An 18,615-nucleotide genomic window follows, 5' to 3' on the forward strand; every position below is an offset into this window, starting at 1 on the left:
TATCCGAGCAAACGGCCGAACTAATTGTAATTATTCCAATATTGAATTTTTCGAAAAATACTTCTTTACCGGTACATATTATCCGAATTGTCATGACTACATAGAAACAAGAGTAACTCTTTTTTGTAAGCGCTTACAACAAATCATTTAAAACAAAAAAGGAGCATATCATTATGTTAAACAGATTAACTCAAATTGTAGCAAGATTTTATGAACAGAGGCTAACGGGCTCTCTCATTCTTTCATTTCAGTGTGGCACACCATACAAAATTACAACTAATGTAGATGAGGTCTTAAGTTGCCAGGAGAAGGATAAAGAGGAGGATTGTTAGTCTATGGAAAATCAAAAATATTTTACGTTAAAAAAGATCATTGAGCCGGGGTTATTCCCGGCTGTTATGTGGTTGGTTTGTGGCTTAATAAACCGTAAGGAATTTATTTTAATTTCTGCTGCTGCAAAAGTGGGAAAGACGTTCTTCTGCCTTGTTCTAGCTATTACCGTTGCAAAAGGAGAGAAATTTCTCGGTAGGTTTCCTACAAAAAGGGGAAAGGTGCTGGTAATTCAAACAGAAGTTTCAGATGCAATGTTAGCAGAAAGATTAAGAACACTTATAGGTGATGAAGATGTAGCGGAATATGGCGATTCAATAATCTTTTACAATGAAAGAATTAAAATTGATTTACCTTAAGGCAAGAATAGGCTTGTTGAAATTTTAAGAGAAGTTAAACCTGATTTACTCATTCTTGACCCACTTTATACGCTTCATAATAAAAATGAAGACTCTTCAAGTGACATGGCTCCACTTCTTACGGACTTAAAGACTATTGTGTCTGCTTTTAATATTGCATGTGTGCTTATTCACCACCAAGGGAAGAGAAGCGAAAAATCAAACGGTAGTCAACCGGGACATAAGCACAGAGGCTCAAGTGCTCTTGCTGATGTTCCCGATGCGTCATGGAGCTTGGAAAAAACAAAAGAGAAGGACTTGTTAAAGCTTTCGTTTGAGATGAGAAATCATGAGCCTTTGGATACTTTGAAGATTAAGAGAGGGGAAAACATGACCCTAGAAGTGATTGAAGAGTATGTAGTAGAAAGTAAAGTTGTAACAAGTGATGATATCTTTCAGATAGTTGAAAATATTGGAGCAGTTACATCAGGTGAGCTTGTGAATTTGATCATAGAAAAGTTCTCTATTAAGGAGAGGAAAGCACGTGATGAAATCAAGAATGCTTTCGGCTTAGGGAAAATTAATAAGAAGAACATTGGTAAAAATTCGTTTTACTATACAAGAGAAGAACAACTGCAAGGCTGCATGACCGTATAGGATATGCATTAGTGCAGACGTAAATGGAGAAAATTATGAATAAGAATATTAATGAAAGTTATATTAAATCTAAACAAGCGTATGAGAACTGGAGGAATGGAGTTATTCCTAAGTGTGAGCAAAGTGTAAGAAGGCAGATGCACTTCGAGGATGATCTTGAAAAATTTGGGCTTACGCCATTGGATGTTATGAAGCTAAAGAAAGATGAGTTTGAGTTTAGGCATATTCCATTAAGTGACAAGAAAGAAGTAATGAAAGCGAAAGAATTTATTAAGAAGTACGAGTACCTTAGAAAGCTGGCTCAAAGGAACACTCATTATTTTGCAAGTTACTTCAAAGGTGAAATGGTTGGTGTGCAAGTTTTAAGTACTCCTAATATGTTTTCAAAAATACTTGGTGAAGACACGGCAAAGCTTGAGAAAGTGCTTAGTCGAGGTGCATGTAGCTCCATTGCGCCACCTTTTCTAAATTCGTGGCAAATATCTAAGACTATAGATTGGATGTCAAAGAATACAGAGTCGAGACTTTTCTATGGTTACAGTGATGTTTATGGTGCAGGTGAAAGGGGGATTATCTATAAGGCATCTAACTTTATGTATCTCGGTGATAATTACGGCGGAAAGAGGGCATTGTTTGATCACTCTAGTCCAGATAAGGGGATATTCTCTGATCGAGAGGCGAGGAAGTTAGCTGCGTATAGGCGATATGCAAACGCCCTTGGTGTAAGTTGGGATATTTCGTGGAGTGAATCTGGGCGCGTTAACTGGGAGAATATACCTAATAACGTTGAAACTGATCTTAGGTCATCTAGTCGTAACTACGTTGCTAGCTGTGAGAAGATTATTACACCACCAAAGCGTAAATGGTTATGCATTAAAGGTGCTAATAGGCGAGAAACAAAGTCACTACTTAAAAGGTTCTATGAGGTTAACCCTAAGTTTTCACCATCTTCAGGAGTTGCAATAGGTGGTTTACCTTATCCTAATGATCTGGTTGGAGTATAGGCATGAAGGGAGATTTCAGAGCGGCCTTCCCAAAGCCAACTTCATGTGCAATAAGTAGCGATACTGAAAGCATTGAAGAACTAATGTCTGTAAATGATGTAGCAAGCTTTCTAAATGTATCTAAGGGATACGTGTATCAGTTATGTCGAAAGGGTCTTATTCCTAATTATAAACGCTTAGGAAAGCTCTATTTTTTAAGAAATGAATTAGTCAGGTGGGTTAGGTATGGAGAAGTTTGAAGTAGTAAATATCGAGACTTTCGGTGATCTTTGGCAGGTGTATATTACTAACCAATTATCTAGCTTACAGCCACAAACACAACGGAACAGAATAGAGCTAGCAAAGTTCTTTGATGGGATCACTGCGATCCCGTTAAAGGATTTTACAGCAGAATTGATGTCACAGTATTTAACTTTCAAGAAACAGCGATGTGTTAAGAATAAAAACCACAAAAGAAAGTCGTTTGATAATGAGCTAAAGTTGTTGAGGGCCGTGTTTAATTGGTATCGTGAGCACTTTGATTATCGCTTTGTTGTACCTATTACTAAGGCACATTGGAAGCTGAGTCGTATTACATCTGAGAAGAAGACGATTAACAAGATGACAGAGCATGAATTAATTAGATTTTTAAATGCAATTGATAGTGAGGTGTACCGTGACCTTGCTATCTTTCAATTCTTGCTGGCGTTAAGAGTTCAAGAGGCTGCCGGTGTAAGATTTGAGAGTGTTGATCTTGATAAGGCAACTGTGCTGATTAAGGACGTTATTGTTTGGGGTAGAAATAAGCGATTTGAAAGCCTTAAGGAAGTACCAAAAAATGGTGAGATTCGTTGCTGTCACTTAAGTAATGAATTGATTGATATTGTGAAGAGACGTTTTCAGTACTTTGATAAAGAGCACGGGCTTATGTTTCATGATAGAGGGCACCCATTAAGCTATAGGGCGATTCAGTATCATTACAATAAGGCTTTAAAGAAAGTGGGCTTATACGGTAAGTTCTCGTCAACTCACTTCATTAGGCACTCTATGGCAACACTTACTAGGATACACTGTGGGAGCTTAGAGGTTGTTCAAGCTGTTACAGGCCATAAAGATCAAAAGCTTGTGCAGCATTATGCTAAGTTTGCACCTAGTGATCATCAAAAAATGGCCGTTAATTTATTATCTGAGAAACTTGGCGCTTTAAGTTCCCTGTAGATATCAGAGATAAGTAATTGTAATTAATTGCAATAAAAATAGTTGATGATTTTCTTATTGAGTACCGATAAGGGCTTTGAGGGGGAAGTATGAAACGAAATTTTATTGCATTAATTACATTATTGGGAATTATGAGCTGTGCAAGTGTTACAACAGAAGAAGGTAGCAAAGTTGTAGAAATGCACCACACTAATCCATTAACTGCTATGTGTACTGTTATTAAAGACGAAACGTATAATAGTAATGGGTGGTTTTCTGGTGAAGATAAATTTGTAAACCACTTTAAAAATCAAGCTGCAAAGCTGGGCGCTAACACAATTTTTAGTCCTCTTGAAAATAAGGGGTATAACGTTTACAGAACGATTATGCTTGATTGCCCTAGAAGTGTTCATCTTGGAGACATTTCATATATTAAGAAACAATGCTTAAAGCAGGATAATCAAAGTGCCTGTACGGCAGCACGTAATTATTTTCATCTTAAAAGAAATATTAGCGAAGCTGCAGAAGTATCAAAGCATGCCTGTAATAAATTAAAAGATGAAGCAGAGTGTACACTAACAAGAGACTTTTATACAAAGTATGAGCAGTGCTATGAGCAGAATAGCGCAAAGTCATGTATGGATATTTCGATGAGAGCATATGAGTTAAAAATGATAGAGTTTGCTATTGGGTACGCTGTACAAGGCTGTCGAATTTCATCAAAGACTTGTAAAGTGGTTGAAATGCTAAGGGAAGTCAAAGAGTCTCAGGACAGGGATGCATATAGACGCCAATTAGCCTCACAACAGCAAATACATATGATGAATCAGCAAAACCTTATGAATGAGCAACAACAGTTTTATCAGAATATGAATAGGGAATATAATAATAAGGTCATGAAAGAGTTCCTGAAGAATATTGGTGGTGGATACTAGCTATCTTTTTACGGCATTATTTAATTGGTTATTTAAACTTCTATTAATATTGCTAAATAAATATTGGATTATATGTAGTCTCGAACATATGAAATTTATGAGATATCGAGTAAAATATTTTTAAGTATATAAGATAGGTTTAATATTTATGAGTAAAGAACAAATTAATGTCGAAGAGCTAAAAGTTAAACTGAGAAAGTTTGCTGAAGATAGAGATTGGGATCAATTTCATTCTCCTAAAAATCTCTCAATGGCGCTCTCTGTTGAAGTATCAGAACTAGTGGAAATTTTTCAATGGCTTGGCACTAAAGAATCACTAGAAATCATGGGTAATGATAAAAAAAGAAAAATGGTAGAAGATGAAGTCGCAGACATCTTTTATTATTTATTAAGAATCACTGATAAGTTAGAGATTGATCTTGAATCTGTTTTGATGCGAAAAATGATAGATAATGAGCAAAAGTACCCAGTAGAGCTATCTAAAGGCAGTGCCAAAAAGTATACAGAACTTGAAGGGAAGTAAGCATGAAAGTTGTACTACAACCATGTGGTAATAAAGACTCTAGGCAGCACTACGTCGATACTATTGAAAATAAAGTTAAGCTTGCAGATCATGATGAACTAAGAGCTCTTGTAGAGGCTGAATTATTCCCTAGTGGAGAAGCAGCTGTTTGGGGTGTTACTCCCGGGAAGAATAATACAAATGTAAGTAAGTACAACAAGGCATCGACTGGAGATGTTGTACTATTCTTTAAAAACAAGGAGCTTTTTGCCTCTGGGGTTATTGCATATAAGTTGCATTCAAGTTCTTTAGCGAGAAGGCTGTGGGGTGTAAATTCAGATAATATGACTTGGGAATACATTTATGTATTAGATGAATTGAAAAATATGAGTATTAGTCAGAAGGACTTTAATATAGCAGCTGGTTATAAGGAGAACTTTATAACTCAAGGCTTCAGTGTTTTAGACGATGATAGAAGTTTAAATATACTAGAAATTTTTAAATTAGAGAGCGAAGTTTATACAAATGAGTTTAATCAAGAAGATTTTAAACAGGCTGTTAAAAAATTTGATGAAGGTACAGAGCTAAATAAGGAAGTTAAATCTACGGCCAGAGTTGAGCAAGGCTATCTTAGAAATTACTTATTCAAGAATAGTAAGGTAAGTAATTGTAGTATATGCCATAAAGAATTTCCTGTTCAGTTTCTAATTGCCGCACATATAAAAAAAAGAGCACATTGTACAAATGAAGAGAAAATAGATGCCGAGAATATTGTTATGAGTGCCTGTCGCCTTGGTTGTGATGATCTATTTGAAAGAGGTTATATAACAATAGGTGATGGTGGAACCGTAGAGAGATCTGCAACTAAGACATTTACACCTATATTAAATGACTACGTTACAAAAATTGAAGGCAATATCTGTAGTGCATACTCGAAGGGATCACATAAGTACTTCAAATGGCATTCAAAGTATCATTCTTAGCAAAGTCATACCTAATCTTAGGGGCCTTCTCAAAAGCTCCATATGTTGCTATAAATTGCTTGTAGTTTCTTAGATAACTTTTGTGGCACACCCGAATTTCACTTGCGCCGTAGCTAGAAAATAAAAAAGCCAGACTAGGTCTGGCTTCTTTATAAAACTGGTACTCCCAAGGGGATTCGAACCCCTGTTACCGCCGTGAAAAGGCGGTGTCCTAGACCGGGCTAGACGATGGGAGCGCTAACTTATTTCCCGGATTTGGAAACCAAAATGGTGATCTCTCTGCGACTCGAACGCAGGACCCTCTCCTTAAAAGGGAGATGCTCTAACCAACTGAGCTAAGAGACCATCTGTGTTTTGGTGAGATAGAATATAAGTGTTCTTGGTTCAGAAGTCAATGCTGATTTTCAAAAAAGTTAAGAAAAATGGTAATTTTTTTAGGAAGTTAAATTTATTTACTCATGGTATTTTTTATCGCCTAACTTGTCACGAAAGCCGAAATAGTCTATTTTAAGCCGATTAATACAGGACTTTATAAAGGTAGACTTCAGTGACGACAGAAGTAAATTCAACAGATAATAATTCACAAAAAAAAGTGGCATTCCACACTTTAGGATGTCGTTTAAATTTTTCAGAGACGGGAACAATTTCTCAAGGCTTTGTTGAGCGTGGATATGAGGTTGTTGAATTTGGTGATAGTGCTGATGTTACTTTTATTAATACATGTACAGTAACGGATGGTGCGGACTCTACGTGCCGCAACTTAATTCGTAAGGCCCATCGAGCTTCTCCTGATGGAAAGATTGTCGTCGCTGGCTGTTACGCCCAAATGGATGCCCCACGCATTGCTAAAATGACTGGTGTTGATCTTGTTCTTGGAACGAGTGAGAAATATAAAGTCTTTGATTATTTAAGTGAAGATGAAACCGATACCATTCATATTGATAAATCTAAGGATTTCTTTGGTGCGGCAACTTCAAAAGAAGAAGGTCACACGAGAGCGTTTCTAAAGATTCAGGACGGGTGTAATTACGTTTGTTCATTCTGTATTATTCCTTTTGCTCGTGGACGCTCTAAGGCCGTCTCAATCGCTCAGGCGATTGAAGAAGCAAAGAGTGTTATTGCTCAAGGATTTAAAGAAATTGTTCTCACTGGTGTTAATATTGGTGAATACGAAACAACGTCAGGTGAAAAACTTCTGGATCTTTTAAAAGAGTTAAATGCACTTGAAGGCCTAGAGAGAATTCGCCTTGGAAGTGTTGAGCCAAATACTATCACAGATGAGCTTCTTGATTATATGGCCTCTTCACCTAAGTTTCTTGATCACTTTCATGTTCCTATGCAAAGTGGAAATGATGAGATCCTCACAAAGATGAAGCGTAAGTATCTTGTGGAAGATTATCGTCGCATTATAAATAAGATCATTGAGCGTTTTCCAAATGCTGGGATTGGGGCCGATGTTATTTGTGGTTTTCCTGGTGAAACAGATGAGCAATTTCAAGATACTTTTAACCTCTTAAAAGAATTACCAATTACACACTTTCATGTGTTCCCATACTCTAAGAGAAAGAATACGGTTGCAGCACGTATGGAAGACCATATCCAACATCCAGTAAAGAAGAGTCGAGTAAAGACTCTGATGATGTTAGGCGATGCTAAGCTTAATATGTTCTCTGAAGACTTTATTGGTGAAACGTCTAACGTTCTTTTTGAAAAGAAAGATAAGAACGGACTTTGGGAAGGTTATACATCCAACTTTATTCGCGTAAAAGTTTCTCATGATGGTGATTTGAAGAATCAAATTCATCAAGTGCAACTTAAAGAGTTTAAAGACAATAAGGTTTTTGCAGAGTTATTGTAATTGCTGCGCCGCTCACGGTGCTTTTGACAATTTTTTAACAATTTAAAACCGATTCCTAACAATAGTTGAACAAATGCATATCAACTTTTGCGTATTCTAATCTTGTCGATAGGGAACGCAAAAGGAAGTAAGCTTTATTTTGTTCTGCTTTTAAAACTCCTCTTACTCCTTGTGCTTATCTCAACTTGTCCCTCCCTGAGAAGGTCCCTATCGACGAGTACAAAAGCTTTGTGCCATTTCGATCATCTCTCTCTCTCCGGTATGGCACAAAGACCTTTTGACTAAGAAAGTAAGAAAATACATCGCTCTAGAAAAGATGCGATAGAACCTATATCACACACGCCAATGAGTTGCTCTGAATAGGGCGCTCGCCTCAATGATGGTAGTCTGCAACGGCCATCTCCCAAAACAACGTTCAAGATAGAAAGGCCTAGGTAGAACCTAGGCCAAAAATCTTTCTTATTTTGAATGATTAATTAGAAGTATTCTTTTAGAAATTTAATTTCAGATCTTTCTGGACCGAAGGCAATGATTCCAACGGGGATTTCAATCGCCTCTTCAATTAGTGCGATATAATCTTTTACTTCTTTTGAAAGCTCACCTTTGAAGTCATCGTTAAAACCAGCAACTTCTTTAAGAATTGGTTTAACTTTTGAAAGATCAATTCCTGGATAGGCACAATCGATTGTACGTCCTTCGTACTCATATCCTGTACAAACTTGAAGTGGTCCCATCTCACTTAGAACATCAAGCTTAGTCAGCGCAATGGAAGTTAAGTTAGAGCATTTAACAGAGTATTTTAGAAGAGGAAGGTCAAGCCATCCACATCTTCTCTTACGTCCTGTTGTCGCTCCAAATTCTCCACCTTTAGTTTGAATATCTTCACCCATTTGATCAAATAATTCAGTAGGGAATGGACCTTCTCCAACTCTAGTAGTGTAGGCTTTTGTAATCCCTAGAACTTCTTCAACGGTACCACCTGGAAGTCCCGCTCCAGAGTAAATTCCTGCATAAGCAGTTGAAGATGATGTAACAAATGGATATGAACCAAAGTCGATATCAAGAAGAACACCTTGTGCGCCTTCAAAAAGAATCTTCTTACCAGCGCGCTTTGCTTCATCAAGGAAGCTAAATGTATCGCAAACAAATGGTTCAAGTTCTTTAGCAAGACTCATAAGTCTTTCTACTTCTTCTTCAACACTTGGGTATTCACACTCATATAATTTAGTGAAAAGAGTTTCTTTTTCTAAAAGGTTTGCCTTTAGCTTTTCAGTTAAAACTTCTTTGTCGAAAAGGTCTTTTACTTTGATCCCTTTTCTTGAAATCTTATCTTCATAAGCTGGGCCAATTCCTTTTCCTGTTGTTCCGATTTTTACTGGACCTTTGGCCTCACGTTGCCCGTCAAGAAGACGGTTATAAAAAGTGATAACAGAGGTATTCGAAGAAATCTTAAGTTTCTCAGGAGTAACAGTTAGACCAGAGTTTTTAACATTTTCTATTTCTTTAGAGAATGCTTCTGGATCTAGAACAACACCATGGCCAATAACTGAGACACAGTGATCGTGTAAAATTCCTGAAGGAATCAAGTGTAGTACCACTTTCTTTTCACCAACAATGATCGTGTGACCAGCGTTGTTTCCTCCTTGGTAGCGAACAACAACATCGCATTTTAATCCAAGTAGATCAGTGATTTTACCTTTTCCTTCATCTCCCCATTGAGAACCAATAATCGCAAGTGATTTCATAATTAAGCTTTAACCTCGTGTAGTAAATTATCATTTAAAAAGTATTCTTTAAGTTGATTTACTGCCATTTCTCCAACTCTTAATTGTGCTTCATCAGTTGCAGCACCTAGGTGAGGAGTTAATACGAGATTTGGGATTTGGCGTAGGGGAGAGTCTTCTTCAAGTGGCTCTGTTGCAAATACATCAAAGCCAGCTGCTTTTAGCTTACCTTCTTTAAGAGCACTAACAAGGTCTTCCTCGTTAACAATTCCTCCGCGAGAAGCATTAACTAAAATAGCATGAGACTGCATTTTATTAAATAAGTCCTTGTTGATCATTCCTTTCGTCTCTTCCATTAGAGGAGTATGAAGTGTAATGATGTCACAAGTTTCAAAAATTTCTTCTACTGATTGGGCCTTTGATACGTACGCTAGATCACTTGATTCACAAAATGGATCAAAGAACTTAACTTCTGGTTCAAAACCTTGAAGTCTTTTAGCAACGATCTTTCCAATTTGACCAAAACCAACGATACCAACTTTCTTATTTGTTAGCTCATTTCCTGTGTACTTTGATTTGTCCCAACCACCGTTTTTCATTGTGGCATCTGCTGCAGCAGTATGTCTAAGAACAGTCATCATAAGAGCAACGGCGTGCTCTGCTGCCGAGTTATTATTTGCACCTGGAGTGTTAGAAACTTTTACCCCACGCTCACCACATTTAACTTTATCGATATTATCTGTACCAGCTCCAGCACGAATAACGTACTTAAGATTTGGTGCTAGCTCTAAGTATTCTTCTTGAACCTTTGTAGCAGAGCGGATAACAAGAGCGCTTGCTTTTGGAAGAAGTTCTTTAATCTCATCTTGAGTTAATTTTGCTTTTGGATGTACGTCAAATTCACTTACAGCTTGTAATGATGCAAATACGTCAGCATCCATTCCGTCACATACGACAATAAATGGTTTCACAAAGGCCTCCATAGCTTTTTGAAGTTTTCTTAGTTGTGTTGCGATTATAGAACGCTAGCCACTACATGTAACCCTATTATTGGCAACTTTTTGTAAGTTGCCTTTTAGTTTTTCATTAGAAATAATTATTAAATGCGAAAATTATTAGAAATACTTATATTAAGCCTATTAACACTAAGTGCCGTGGCCGCAATTCCAGAAGGATACTTCGTGGACCACGATAAGCTAATTAAGGATTACCGAATTGAGAAACAATACAATCCTAATGATTTTCTCACTTATATGCTTTCTGAAAATCCAGCAGTTCCCACTGAGCAAGTGATTCAGATTGCTTATGAAACGATCACTCTTGCTGAGTGTTTTAAAGTGGATGCAAAGCTTTTTGTGGCCCTCATGAGAATGGAGTCAAATTTTGATATGACGGCCATTTCCCACACCGGAGCAGTGGGATTAACGCAATTTACTTCTATTGGTGCCCAAGAAGTCTCTGATCAACTAGGGGAGAGAGGCCCGCGATATGCGAATTCTCGCAATACTAATTATTTAAACGATATTATTGGAAATTGCACTGATCAGTGGCAGCAGCTCTGGTTGAGAGAGCGTGGCTGGAGTAATCAGAAAGAATTATTCTTAGAAGATGTTCAGCTTTCTATCGTCTACGGCATGATTCTTTTAAAGGTCTTTTTGGCCAAGAATTATGAGCAAGACCTAATGGATAATTATTATCAAGCGTTAGTGGACTATAATGGGGAGCCAGGGGATCGTAAATATTGGTATGCTCGTACAATTTTGAAGTTTTACGATGAAATCTAATTTTATTCATGCTAGAAATCTCTTATGAAAAATATTCAAGTTATTAAAGCCGATATTACAACTCTAGATGTGGACGTTATTGTTAATGCCGCAAACTCTGAACTCAAGGCCGGTGGTGGTGTTGATGGCGCTATTCATGCAGCCTGTGGTGAGGAGTTAGAAAAGGAATTAAGTGAAATGGGAGGTTGCCCTGTAGGCGAGGCCCGCTTAACAAAGGCATTCAATATTCCTGCTGAGTTTATCATCCACGCTGTCGGTCCTAAATGGGAAGGTGGCAATAACGGTGAATCAGCACTACTTGAAAAATGTTATATCTATGCACTCTCACTTGCCCAAGAAAATGAGTGTAAGTCCATTGCTTTTCCATGTATCTCTACAGGAATCTTTGGTTACCCTAAGATTGAAGCGGCCATTACAGCAACTTCTGCTGTAAAGAGTTTTGATGGAATCGATTCTTTTGATGATGTGATATTTTGTTGCTTTGATGATGAAAGTTACGAGATCTATCAGACAATATTGTGATCTTAAAAATTCTTGAGTATCTTTACTGAACTTCATTTTAGAATTTTTCTAAATAGCTGATAAGATGTGTGTAGAACAACGCTACAGAGGCACATATGTCAAAATTTAGAAAATTGTTCACTTATTCTCTTATTCCAATTTCATTAATTGTTCTCATCGCTTGTCTAGGAAGAGGACATAATCTTAGAACAACAAGTTCAGAAGTTGTGAAAACTAATGAAGGTGCAATGGCAGTTGATCGCTCTCCGGCCAGTACCTATGTTGAAGGTGTTGAAAGCCTCACTATTGGAAATTACTTTGACATTACAAATGATAATTCTAAAGAGGATACAGATGGCTTTATTCAGGAAGGAGCATGGTTTCAGGATGAACTTCGTGGCTCCGGAGGCAGTATTTCTCGCTATTCAGTAGACCCAACGGCACAAAGTATTTATCTAACAGATCAACTAGGTGATTCGACTTATTGTATATGGCTTTATCGAGTAACATCTCCTGATGCAACCGAAAGTGCATTTGTGGATATCTTTGATGGAACTGAACAAATTGGAGTGGCCAGCGTGAATATGTCATTACCGACGGATCGCAAAGGCTGGTATCCTCTTGGCGAATTTACATTTACTAATGAACAAGAAGCCAAGGTCATTGTTTATAAAGGTATTGAAGATCTCAAGAAATTAAGAGCTGATGAAGTTCGTTTCTCTCGTCTAGAAGAGAATGAAGATTGTCAGGGAAGAAAATATGTTAACGTGAATAAAGAAGCGGTGATCTTTGCCAAAGGAATGGATGAGAAATCATTTACTAGTAATGATGGGTATCGTGAATATGGTGATTGGCAGGAGAGTAATCTTAAAGGCTATCAAGAAAGCACGGTGCGAATGAGTGAGGATGAATACGCATACGCTATTTATAGCTTCATTCCTAAAAATAGAAATTACTGTATTGATATTTATCGAGTGACAACTATTGGCGGTCTCTCCAATGCTAAAGTGACTGTCTTTCAAGAGGATATAGAGATCTTCTCAAGGTTAATCAATTATAATATGAAGTCAGGAAAAGGTGGTTGGTATCCACTTGGCAAACAAAGTGTTGAACCAGATACAATGGTTTCAGTTATATTGGAAAGAGATCCTCTGGACATCGGAATTTTATTATCCGATGCCGTGAGAATATATGAATGTAATTAAATTAAAATGTGATATGTGATGAATGCGCCACCGTAGGCCAGAACTGTCATGTAACCGAACATGAGAAAGACATGTCCCCAACCGTCTGTTTCTCTTTTTACAATACCAAGTGTTGAAATACACTGCATGGCAAAGGCAAAGAAGATTAATAGTGACCAAGCTACGGCCGTATTAAAAACTGGTTTATTAGTGACTGGATCGATCTCTGATTGTAGGCGCTGTCTAAGAGTTGTGGACTCTTCATCGACATCACCAAGAGCATAGATTGTTCCAAGTGTAGAAACAAATAATTCTCTGGCCCCCATAGCAACAGTAATACCGACACCCATTTTCCAGTTATATCCAAGTGGTTTAATTACTGGCTCAATTAGTTTTCCAAATTGCCCAATCGTTGAATGCTCAAGTGAGATCGAAGCAACTTCTGCATCAGTTTTTCCAACAAGTAGTTGTTCCGCTGGTTTTGGAAATGTTGAAAGAAACCAAATTACCATCGAAAGACCTAAGATAATTGTTCCGGCCTTCTTTAAGAAAACCTTTCCCTTAAAAGTCATGGCCTTTAAAGCCGGCTTAAGAGTTGGAAGTTGATAGAGTGGTAGTTCAATAATAAATGAAGTCGTACTACCTTTATAAAGAGTTAGTCTAAATATCTTTGCAATAATTAAGGCCACAAAACTTCCTAGGAAATATAGGAAGAAGAATGAAAGTGCCTGTGAATTGAAGATTCCAAATATTGTTTTCTCTGGAACAAAAGTTCCGATTAAAAGAATATAAACAGGTAGTCTTGCTGAACAAGTAATAAGAGGAATCGTCATAAGTGTTGCAAGACGTTCCTTCTTATCTGAGATTGTTCTCGTTGCCATAATTGCAGGTACAGAACAAGCAAATCCAGAAAGGTAAGGAAGGAATGCTTTTCCATTTAGTCCAAAGTATGACATTGCACGGTCAGTAATAATTGAAGCACGAGAAATATATCCACTTTGTTCTAAAAGGCTTAGTAAGAAGAAGAGGATCATAATCTGTGGTAGGAAGATAATAACCCCACCAACTCCAGCGATAACACCATCAACAATAAAGCTATTGAGCATGCCTGGAGGAAGTATTGAACTTACGTATTCACCAAAAGCTCCCACGCCACCATCGATGAGATCCATTGCTGGGCCTGACCAAGTATAGATTGAGTGAAAGATTAAATAGAAAACGGCCAGGAAGATAACTCCACCTAGAATAGGATGAAGAACAATATGGTCAATCTTATTTGATAATTGAATTAGTCCTTTATTCTTTCCTATTGCATATGATGCTTTTAGATCACGTGCTTCTCTTTGATACTTTTCAATATTTGAAAGAGCTGCAACTTCATTTTCTAGTTGAATATGTTCTTCTTCCTCAAAGTTAACACTAAAAGGATTATACTCTGTTGATTCATTTGAAAGTTGAATTTTATTAACTGGAGTTAATACAGAAGCTGATGCATTTTCTCTTATGAATTGATCGACAGTGGCACTGCTATCTCTCATTGTTGAAAACTTTAAATAAGGAACACCAAGGTGCTGACCAATTTTATCAAAGTCATAATTCTTTGCGATATCAAGATCAATCTTATTAAAGATAACTTTTATCTTTCCACCAAAGAGATCCTTCATTGCAAGAGTTAATGAAAGAGAAGAGTCTAGACGTGCACAATCCACAACACAAACAACATCGTGAAACTCTGTTACTTGGTTATTTCTTCCAATTAGAGTTGAAGTTGTAACGGCTTCATCAATTGATGAAGGAACTAGAGAATAGATCCCTGGAAGGTCGACAATAGCAAGCTGTTCTTCATGGCGAGAGTTTGAAATAAGTCCCGCTGTTGCAGTATCAACAGTAATACCATTGTAGTTTGCAACTTTTCTATTTGCTCCTGAGAGCATGTTGAAGATGGCAGATTTTCCAGAGTTTGCTGGCCCTATAAGTAGCGTCTTTTTCATTATTGCATTTCCTCTACGTTAATGAAGCTTGCTTCACTTAGACGAAGAGCAACTGTTTCACCATCTGTTAATCTTAGAGTTAAAGGAGAGCCAAGAAATGAAGGAGCAACAATATAAACTGAATCACCAGGTAGGATACCTAAACCAGTCATTATTGTTTTGTGCTTAAGCTCGTTGCTAAAAGATAGTATCTTTACGCTTGCGCCTTTCTTTGCCTTCGATAAAACCATAGTATTCTCCATTTGTCTGAACGGGCTTACTATAGTTTCATTAGTCAAACTTGTCTAGGGATTTACTGAAAATTGTGCAACGTTCTAGTCGCGGTAAAAGGCGTCTGTAAAGTGTGCTATGAGTGAGTCTAGAACATGTTCTCCAAGTTCAAGCTGACGATAAGTGACTCCCGTCAGGTCAAAGATGCGACGAGCGATGCGATTTGTTTCTGATCCAGCATGCTTATCTTGTAAGTATACGACTTCTTTGATCTTTGAAGAGGCAAGTAGCTTGGCACATTCATGACATGGAAAGAGTGTCACGTAGCAAGTTGTATTAGCGAGTGGGCGGTTAGAGTGAAGGATAGCATTTGCTTCCGCATGAACAACGTAGCCATATTTTTGATGCTCAAGAGGTACTGTTCTCTCTTTTCCCCATGGAAGTTTCGACTCATCAATCCCTGCAACAAATCCGTTGTAACCAAAAGTTATTTGATGATTATTGTCATCAACAAAAACACATCCCACTTTAGTGGCCGGGTCCTTGCTTTTGTAGCTGGCCATAATGGCCTGAAGCATGAAGTATTCATCCCAGTTCACAGCACTCTTTGTGCTGATATGATTAATTGTCTTTTCCATGTCTGTTCTCATGGCCACAAGATTAGAAAATATTGCATTCATTGGCAACTTGTTAAGTCATAGAGGGTGGTGCAAAATATTGTAATGACAACTGAACACCGAAAGAATTTTTTATTATCTTCTATAAAAATGGCCATGGCGACTCTCTCAAGTCGCGTTCTGGGCTTTGCTCGTGAGATTTTGATGGCCAAATTATTTGGTGCTTCAGGTTTAACAGATGCCTATCAGATTGCTTTTCGAATTCCCAATATGCTTAGAGACCTCTTTGCTGAAGGAGCCTTTTCAGCTGCTTTTGTGCCAATTTTTACCAGTGCAAAAGTCGACGGGGATAAGCACGCCAGAACTTTATTATGGTCAATGGCCATTGTTCTCTTTAGTGTGACGGCCTTAATCTGTGGGCTTATTTTTATTTTCGCTCCTGAATTAATTCAGCTTCTAACAAATGAGCTTTTCACAAGTGATGCCAATCGCTTTGAGATGTCGATTCTCTTAACTCGTATGATGTCTCCTTTTTTGGCCTTTGTTTCTGTTGCTGCCTTATTTATGGGAGTTTTAAATACTTATCGCATGTTCTTTGCGCCTGCGATGGCACCAGCTTTCTTTAATATCATCATGATTATCTCGATGGTTTCATTGCCAAAGTATTTAGAAGCAAGAAATCTTCATCCAATTGTCTCTCTTGGGATCGGTGTCTTAGTCGGTGGCTTTGTTCAAATGGCCATCCAACTACCAATGCTTGTGAGCAAGGGTTTATTTAAGGTTGAAAAAATTGATATCTTCTCAAAAGATGTAAAAGAAATTTTAAAGCGTATGAGTATTGGAACAATTGGTGTTGCAGCAACGCAAATCAATTTACTTGTTTCAACATTTTTAGCTACAGGTACTGTTATCGGTGCCGTCTCATGGCTTCAATATGCTTTTCGTCTCTTTCAATTTCCAGTAGGAATCCTAGGGGTTTCAATTGGAAACTCAAATCTCGTTTATTTTTCTGAGTTGTGGAGAAGTGGAAATGAAGAAGATGCAAAAAAAGCTCTACAAACAAGCTATATAACTAGTCTCTTTGTACTTATGCCGGCCATGGCCCTGATGTTTGCTCTTGCTCAAGATACTGTTGCAATCTCATTTCAAAGAGGAGCATTTGGGCTAGATGATACTAAGATGGTAACGGAGGCCCTTTATGCTTATCTGATTGGTCTACCTTTTTATGGCCTATATAAGGTCTTCTCACCGAGTTTTTATACATTGGATAGGCCAAAGATTCCTGTAACGATTTCTTCAATTGCAGTACTTATTAATATTATTTTTTGTATTTCACTTGTCGAAACTTATGGCTTTAAAATTCTTGCAATGGGAACTTCTGTTTCAATGATCTTTATCATCGTTACTCAGTCAGTACTTTTATTTCGTATGCTAAATTTAGAGTTAACATTCTTTTTTCCAATTAGATTTTTTAAAATTTGCTTATGCGCTGTCGCTGCTTTTTTTACAGCATCTTATTTACGTTCCTTTTTTCCCGTGAATATTTTTTCTACTGTGGATAACCTTGGTGCATTTAGTATAAGTGCATTAGGAGGGGGATTAGCTTATCTTATTGCGCTGAGTGTCTTAGGTGATTACGTTTTAATTCAGCGCTTCTTAAATAAGCTTCTGCGTCGAAAGTAGTCCTATGTCGTTAGAATTTTATTAGTTTCTTACATTATTTGCCTTGCTTCACCGCTTGCAAGTCGTTAAACTTAAGAAGATTATATATTTGGAGCATTAAATGAGAACAAACTTTGAAACACTCGAAAATTTAGCGAGTCATACAATTAATACACTTAAAGAGAAAGGTGTTATTGAGTTCGATATTGCAAATCGCGAGAAACTTATCGAAGCAATGGCAACTGAGTTTGGTGTAGCGCTTGCAACTGACGAAGATATTCGTGACCAAGCAATTGAAGAAGTTGAAGAGAAAATGGGTGTAGATAATATGCCTGAAGATGTAACTGAGTCTGAAATGTTCAATCACGCTCGTAAAGAAATCATTAAGTCTTTTAGTGGTGAGAATATTGGTGGCCTTTACTTAGTAGAGTCTCTTCATAATATTGCAAAGAGAATGACAAGATTCTTAATTGGCTGTGAATTCATCGACGACGTTTTCGGAACGGATGAAGAGATTCACAACTTCCTAGTACAAAATATTAGAACTTTTAGAAGTCGTTAATATTAGAAAGGCTCCGAAAGGAGCCTTTTTTATTTCTGTTTTTTGATGTGATGTAGCGCTTGCTCAAAAAACGGTCCCTCAAGTAGACCATTTAAAACCGAGCTTTCACTTTCTAATATCACAATCCCATCATCAACTTTTAATAAGGCAGCATCGTAGTAGACACGAAGCTCGTGAGCTTTGGTTGCGGTTCCTTCCACCCTAAGAGTTTCGATCCCTTGGTCTAGTAGCTCTTTAAAGGAAGTTGGTTCATGAATGATGGAAGTGTCTTTATCGAAGACAAGTTGATTTTTAATTGCAAGTTGTTCAAAAGCATCTTGCAGGTCTTTGTATTCTTCTGTTGAAAAACTAAAGCGCGACTGCCACTCGTAGCGTGTGTCAGTTCTTTCAAATATTTTTAATTCATCTTCGTTAGTTGTTAATGTCCACCAAGGTGGTACGGGAATTTCTAATCCAAAAAATGGGAAGGGGATAGCATCTTTTAGGGCCACTTCCTTTTCACCTTTAATAACAAAGGCAGCATAAGTGGCAAAAATTAAGACGCAAATGAGAAGGATCCACCAAAATGTATTACTCATACCCGACAATTTAGCCTGT

General features: G+C 37.5%; 18 protein-coding genes, 2 tRNA genes and 1 pseudogene. 13 read left to right on the forward strand and 8 right to left on the reverse strand.

Annotated features, from left to right (window positions below; all coding sequences use genetic code 11):
* Positions 1 to 398 precede the first annotated feature (398 nt).
* From VCM44_RS10760 to VCM44_RS10790, 7 genes and pseudogenes are all read left to right on the forward strand, one after another.
* Positions 399 to 1,325 (forward strand): annotated as a pseudogene (locus tag VCM44_RS10760) (AAA family ATPase).
* A gap of 35 nt (positions 1,326 to 1,360) precedes the next feature.
* Entirely contained in the window at positions 1,361 to 2,329 is a 969-nt protein-coding gene (locus VCM44_RS10765; RefSeq protein WP_334678785.1) for a Mom family adenine methylcarbamoylation protein, read from the forward strand.
* Between the two features lie 2 nt (positions 2,330 to 2,331).
* A complete protein-coding gene (locus VCM44_RS10770; protein WP_334678786.1) occupies positions 2,332 to 2,568 on the forward strand; it encodes a helix-turn-helix domain-containing protein in 237 nt (78 codons plus the stop codon).
* Positions 2,555 to 3,526 carry a tyrosine-type recombinase/integrase gene (locus tag VCM44_RS10775; RefSeq protein WP_334678787.1) on the forward strand — a complete coding sequence of 324 codons (972 nt, stop codon included), beginning with the start codon at positions 2,555 to 2,557 and terminating at the stop codon, positions 3,524 to 3,526. Before VCM44_RS10770 ends, VCM44_RS10775 begins: the two co-directional genes overlap by 14 nt.
* Before the next feature lie 89 nt (positions 3,527 to 3,615).
* The gene (locus VCM44_RS10780) at positions 3,616 to 4,440 is read left to right on the forward strand and encodes a hypothetical protein (protein WP_334678788.1); all 825 of its coding nucleotides are present in this window, start codon (positions 3,616 to 3,618) and stop codon (positions 4,438 to 4,440) included.
* Positions 4,441 to 4,588: 148 nt separating this feature from the next.
* Positions 4,589 to 4,963, forward strand: a complete 375-nt coding sequence (locus tag VCM44_RS10785) for a nucleotide pyrophosphohydrolase (RefSeq protein WP_334678789.1) — start codon at positions 4,589 to 4,591, stop codon at positions 4,961 to 4,963.
* A 2-nt stretch (positions 4,964 to 4,965) separates the two neighbouring features.
* The gene (locus VCM44_RS10790) at positions 4,966 to 5,925 is read left to right on the forward strand and encodes a hypothetical protein (protein ID WP_334678790.1); all 960 of its coding nucleotides are present in this window, start codon (positions 4,966 to 4,968) and stop codon (positions 5,923 to 5,925) included.
* Between the two features lie 158 nt (positions 5,926 to 6,083).
* Here the strand turns inward: VCM44_RS10790 and VCM44_RS10795 are convergent.
* Both VCM44_RS10795 and VCM44_RS10800 read right to left on the reverse strand, forming a co-directional pair.
* Positions 6,084 to 6,161: transfer RNA gene (locus tag VCM44_RS10795), tRNA-Glu, on the reverse strand.
* Positions 6,162 to 6,193: 32 nt separating this feature from the next.
* Positions 6,194 to 6,270, reverse strand: a tRNA-Lys gene (locus VCM44_RS10800).
* 202 nt (positions 6,271 to 6,472) lie between these two features.
* Between VCM44_RS10800 and mtaB the strand changes: the two genes are divergently transcribed.
* On the forward strand, positions 6,473 to 7,783 hold the full coding sequence (mtaB, locus tag VCM44_RS10805; protein WP_115361985.1) for a tRNA (N(6)-L-threonylcarbamoyladenosine(37)-C(2))-methylthiotransferase MtaB: 1,311 nt from the start codon (positions 6,473 to 6,475) through the stop codon (positions 7,781 to 7,783).
* 476 nt (positions 7,784 to 8,259) lie between these two features.
* On the opposite strand, the gene VCM44_RS10810 is transcribed toward mtaB, so the two are convergent.
* Both VCM44_RS10810 and VCM44_RS10815 read right to left on the reverse strand, forming a co-directional pair.
* Positions 8,260 to 9,528 (reverse strand): adenylosuccinate synthase, encoded by a 1,269-nt coding sequence (locus VCM44_RS10810; protein ID WP_115361983.1) that lies wholly within the window; start codon positions 9,526 to 9,528, stop codon positions 8,260 to 8,262.
* 2 nt (positions 9,529 to 9,530) lie between these two features.
* Positions 9,531 to 10,478: a hydroxyacid dehydrogenase gene (locus VCM44_RS10815; RefSeq protein ID WP_158536870.1), complete on the reverse strand. Its 948-nt coding sequence runs from the start codon at positions 10,476 to 10,478 to the stop codon at positions 9,531 to 9,533.
* 132 nt (positions 10,479 to 10,610) lie between these two features.
* On the opposite strand from VCM44_RS10815, the gene VCM44_RS10820 reads away from it, so the two are divergent.
* The 3 genes from VCM44_RS10820 (at position 10,611) to VCM44_RS10830 (ending at position 12,997) form a co-directional block, all read left to right on the forward strand.
* Entirely contained in the window at positions 10,611 to 11,291 is a 681-nt protein-coding gene (locus tag VCM44_RS10820; protein WP_115361979.1) for a transglycosylase SLT domain-containing protein, read from the forward strand.
* 24 nt (positions 11,292 to 11,315) lie between these two features.
* Positions 11,316 to 11,813, forward strand: coding sequence for a macro domain-containing protein (locus VCM44_RS10825; protein WP_115361977.1), 498 nt, complete (start codon positions 11,316 to 11,318; stop codon positions 11,811 to 11,813).
* A gap of 95 nt (positions 11,814 to 11,908) precedes the next feature.
* Positions 11,909 to 12,997, forward strand: coding sequence for a hypothetical protein (locus tag VCM44_RS10830; RefSeq protein ID WP_115361975.1), 1,089 nt, complete (start codon positions 11,909 to 11,911; stop codon positions 12,995 to 12,997).
* Here VCM44_RS10830 and feoB read toward each other — a convergent pair.
* From feoB to VCM44_RS10845, 3 genes are all read right to left on the reverse strand, one after another.
* Entirely contained in the window at positions 12,994 to 14,967 is a 1,974-nt protein-coding gene (feoB, locus tag VCM44_RS10835) for a ferrous iron transport protein B (RefSeq protein WP_334678791.1), read from the reverse strand. The two genes, VCM44_RS10830 and feoB, sit on opposite strands and share 4 nt — an antisense overlap.
* Complete coding sequence (locus VCM44_RS10840; RefSeq protein ID WP_158536869.1) at positions 14,967 to 15,197, reverse strand: FeoA family protein; 231 nt, start codon at positions 15,195 to 15,197, stop codon at positions 14,967 to 14,969. The genes feoB and VCM44_RS10840 overlap by 1 nt, the downstream gene beginning before the upstream one ends.
* Positions 15,198 to 15,281: 84 nt before the next feature.
* On the reverse strand, positions 15,282 to 15,857 hold the full coding sequence (locus VCM44_RS10845) for a deoxycytidylate deaminase (RefSeq protein ID WP_199506642.1): 576 nt from the start codon (positions 15,855 to 15,857) through the stop codon (positions 15,282 to 15,284).
* A 42-nt stretch (positions 15,858 to 15,899) separates the two neighbouring features.
* On the opposite strand from VCM44_RS10845, the gene murJ reads away from it, so the two are divergent.
* Together murJ and VCM44_RS10855 are read left to right on the forward strand one after the other, a co-directional pair.
* Positions 15,900 to 17,477, forward strand: a complete 1,578-nt coding sequence (gene murJ / locus VCM44_RS10850) for a murein biosynthesis integral membrane protein MurJ (RefSeq protein ID WP_133296939.1) — start codon at positions 15,900 to 15,902, stop codon at positions 17,475 to 17,477.
* 100 nt (positions 17,478 to 17,577) lie between these two features.
* Positions 17,578 to 18,018, forward strand: coding sequence for a hypothetical protein (locus VCM44_RS10855; RefSeq protein ID WP_115361964.1), 441 nt, complete (start codon positions 17,578 to 17,580; stop codon positions 18,016 to 18,018).
* A 29-nt stretch (positions 18,019 to 18,047) separates the two neighbouring features.
* On the opposite strand, the gene VCM44_RS10860 is transcribed toward VCM44_RS10855, so the two are convergent.
* Positions 18,048 to 18,596 carry a hypothetical protein gene (locus tag VCM44_RS10860; protein ID WP_334678792.1) on the reverse strand — a complete coding sequence of 183 codons (549 nt, stop codon included), beginning with the start codon at positions 18,594 to 18,596 and terminating at the stop codon, positions 18,048 to 18,050.
* Positions 18,597 to 18,615: the final 19 nt, after the last annotated feature.

The organism is Halobacteriovorax sp. DPLXC-1, from assembly GCF_036903125.1.
Lineage (GTDB): Bacteria > Bdellovibrionota > Bacteriovoracia > Bacteriovoracales > Bacteriovoracaceae > Halobacteriovorax_A > Halobacteriovorax_A vibrionivorans.